The following is a 3,591-nucleotide window of genomic DNA, read 5'->3' as shown; positions in this document are numbered from 1 at the left end:
GGCGGTCACACCGCCTCCGCGCGGTCGACCGCCGCGACGCTGCGATCGGGCAGGTCGACGACGACGGGGGCGGAGGGGACCACGGGCACCGGGGTGCGGCTGAACCGCTCCCGCATGATCGTGGCCAGCACACGGGTGCCGTCCCGGAAGGTCCGCAGGTTGCTCTCGCCGTGGATCCGCTCCGACTCGAAGCTCGGCACCTCGGCGATCGACACCTTGGCCTTGGCGACCCGGACGTTGATCAGGGTCTCGATCTCGAACCCGTCGCCCCAGCGGGCGGCCACCGACACGTCGTGCGGATCCGGCAGCGCGAACGCGGCCAGGCAGTCACGGTGGAAGGCGTTGTAGCCGTAGCACAGGTCCGAGAACCGGGTCCGGAACAGGATGTTGGTGGTCCCGTTGAGGAACCGGTTGCCCAGGTCCCGGATGCGGGAGATGTCGTCGCTGCCCCCGCCCGAGGTGAAGCGGGAGCCCTTGGCGTACTTGACCCCACGGTGCAGCGGGGCGACGAACGCGTGGATCTCCTTCGGATCCATCGACCCGTCGGCATCGATCATCACGATGAAGGTCTTGGTGGCGGCGGCGAACCCGGCCGCCAGGGCATTGCCCTTGCCGCGCCGCGACTGGTGCACGACCACGATGTCGGGCCGCAGTTCGCGGGCGACGGCCACGGTGTCGTCGACGGAATTGCCGTCGACCAGGATCACCTCGCCCAGACCATCGGGCAGGTTTTCCAGCACGTACGGCAGATTCTTGGCCTCGTTGCGGGTGGGAATAACGACGGAAACATCATTCAATGACGGCTTAGCAGACATAAGTAATTCTCAGGTCTCCTCGACGTGGAAAGCTCGGGCACGGGAGAGGTGGCGATTCACGGTTCTGCGCCGAACCTGACGAATTCAGAGCGAAGCCCCCGCCGGGAAGCCACTGTGCGTCCCGAACACGACCAGGAAGACCTTACCGCATCGGGCGTGGCACATGACAACGAGATGTGAGCGCGCCGACACAGGTCCCGATCGGTCGGGTTGCCTCCACCCGATTGCTATCCGGTTCCTCCCTGATCGTAGGAAATGTCGATCACCGACGGTTACTTCAGGGCGTGCGGATCGTGGGCCGAACGGGCCCGTCGTGAAGAATTAATTTGGATGTCACGTACCCCACCCCGGATGCGAATCGCCATTAACGAGGAGCTCGTCCGGGACGGCGGCGCCGCGGATCCGATTGGTCCAGTTTGCGACGGCGAAATGTGACGACGGCCACTGTCGCGGAGCCGGGAACCCGTTGGGCGCCCTCGCCGCGCCGTACGCGGATCTCACACGCGATCGTGGGCCGACCATTTCCGAATGAGTGCCGAACATACCCTGAACACGGGGGTCACAAACGCTGAACGAACCTCGAACACATCACGTCGTCGGGCCGGCCGGAGCCGGACCGCGCCGGACGGGTGGCCGGCGTTCCGCCGGGCGGTGCCGGTCGACACGGCTCCGGCCCGGTGATGGGACCGGGGACGGCACCTGGAGCGTCCTGGAGGGTCCTGGAGCGTTCTGAGCAGGCGGGGGGGCCGATCCCGCCGGACGTACCGGGCCGGGTCAAGGCCACGACGGGATCAGCGGGCCGGATCGCCGCCGGGCCCCGGGTCGCGCCGTTGTCCGGACCCGAGGACCGGCGACCGGTCACTCGGCCGACTAGGACCGGCGCAGCCAGCCCCACCAGGTGGTCGCACGGAAGCGACCGCAGGGGTGCTCGGGCGGGCAGAGCGCACAGTCGTTCCCGCGCCGGTAGTGCTCGTGTGCCGCCCGCTCGTGGCCGCAGCGGCAGCGGTCGCTCGGCTTGGCGGCCATCCCCGACAATCCCCCACCCGTCCTCGGCCGGCTCCTCCGGCCCAGCTCAGACTAATGGCGGGCCGGGGAACATGCCGGATCATTCACCCTGGTCGGGTGGGGTTCACTCGGACCGGCGGGCGTCCGTCGCCGGTCCGTCAGATCTCGTCCGGGACCGGCGCCGGCACCCCCGCGATCGTGGCCAGCACCTCGTCCAGCTCGTCGGTCTTGATGAGCACCTCCCGAGCCTTGGATCCCTCCGACGGTCCGACGATGCCGCGTGTCTCCATCAGGTCCATGAGCCGGCCGGCCTTGGCGAAACCCACCCGCAGCTTGCGCTGCAGCATCGACGTCGAGCCCAGCTGCGAGGTGACGACCAGGTTGATCGCCTCCAGCAGCAGGTCCATGTCGCCGCCGATGTCGGGGTCGACGTCCTTGGCCGGGTCGGCCTTGGCGACGGTGACGCCGTCGGTGTAGTCCGGCTGCGCCTGCTCCTTGACGAAGTCGACGATGGCGGTGATCTCCTCGTCGGAGACGTAGGCCCCCTGGATGCGCACCGGCTTGGACGCGCCCATCGGCAGGTACAGGCCGTCGCCCATGCCGATCAGCTTCTCCGCGCCGGGCTGGTCCAGGATGACCCGCGAGTCGGTCAGCGACGACGTCGCGAACGCCAGCCGGGACGGCACGTTGGTCTTGATCAGGCCGGTGACGACGTCGACCGAGGGCCGCTGGGTGGCCAGCACCAGGTGGATGCCGGCGGCCCGAGCCTTCTGGGTGATCCGGACGATGGCGTCCTCGACGTCCCGCGGCGCGGTCATCATCAGGTCGGCCAGCTCGTCGATGATGCCCAGGATGTACGGGTAGGGCTTGTAGACCCGCTCGGACCCGGGCGGGGTGACGATCTGCCCGTTGCGCACCTTCTTGTTGAAATCGTCGACGTGCCGGACCCCGTGGGCCAGCATGTCCTGGTACCGCTGCTCCATCTCCTCCACGAGCCAGGCCAGCGCTGCGGCCGCCTTCTTGGGCTGCGTGATGATCGGCGTGATCAGGTGCGGGATGCCCTCGTAGGGCGTCAGCTCGACCATCTTCGGGTCGACCAGGACCATCCGGACCTCCTCCGGCGAGGCCCGCTCGAGCAGTGACACCAGCATCGAGTTGACGAAGCTGGACTTGCCCGAACCGGTCGCGCCGGCCACCAGCAGGTGCGGGGTCTTGGCCAGGTTGGCGGTGACGAAGCCGCCCTCGACGTCCTTGCCCAGGCCGATGACCAGCGGGTGGCTGTCGGTCCGGGCGTCGGGCGCGGCCAGCACGTCGCCGAGCCGGACCATCTCCCGGTCGCTGTTGGGCACCTCGATGCCCACCGCGGACTTGCCGGGGATCGGGGCCAGCAACCGCACGCTCTCCGTGGCGGCGGCGTACGCGATGTTCCGGGTCAGCGCGGTGATCTTCTCGACCTTGACGCCGGGCCCCAGCTCGACCTCGTAGCGGGTGACCGTCGGACCCCGGGTGAAGCCGGTGACCGCCGCGTCGATGTTGAACTGCTCCAGCACGCCGGTGATCCGGTTGATCATGTCGTCGTTGGCGGACGAGGACACCTTGGGCGGGGCCCCGAGCTTGAGCAGGCCCGCCGGCGGCAACTGGTAGCCCGCTCCCGGGTCGGGAGTCACCACGGGCAGCTGGGTGGTCGGCGTCTCGACGAACGCCGGCTCCCCGGCCGCGTCCGCACCGGCGGGGCCGGCGCCCGCTGCCGGCGCCGCGGCAGGCGCACCCC

General features: G+C 69.2%; 2 protein-coding genes. Both read right to left on the bottom strand.

From position 1 onward, the window contains the following. Positions 1 to 5 precede the first annotated feature (5 nt). Positions 6 to 815: a glycosyltransferase family 2 protein gene (locus ACOJUF_RS08765; protein ID WP_420121478.1), complete on the bottom strand. Its 810-nt coding sequence runs from the start codon at positions 813 to 815 to the stop codon at positions 6 to 8. Positions 816 to 1,978: 1,163 nt separating this feature from the next. After that, on the bottom strand, positions 1,979 to 3,591 hold a 1,613-nt coding region (locus ACOJUF_RS08760), incomplete at its 5' end, for a DNA translocase FtsK (protein WP_420121477.1).

Origin of the sequence: Nakamurella sp. (assembly GCF_048594475.1) — a bacterium.
Lineage (GTDB): Bacteria > Actinomycetota > Actinomycetes > Mycobacteriales > Nakamurellaceae > Nakamurella.
Note: the sequence above shows the minus strand (reverse complement) of the source record. Positions and strands in the feature narration are given on the sequence as shown.

What these genes read in the sequence shown, in the direction of transcription:
- ACOJUF_RS08765 (WP_420121478.1), bottom strand. Translation starts at nt 815, where the DNA reads ATGTCTGCTAAGCCGTCATTGAATGATGTTTCCGTCGTTATTCCCACC.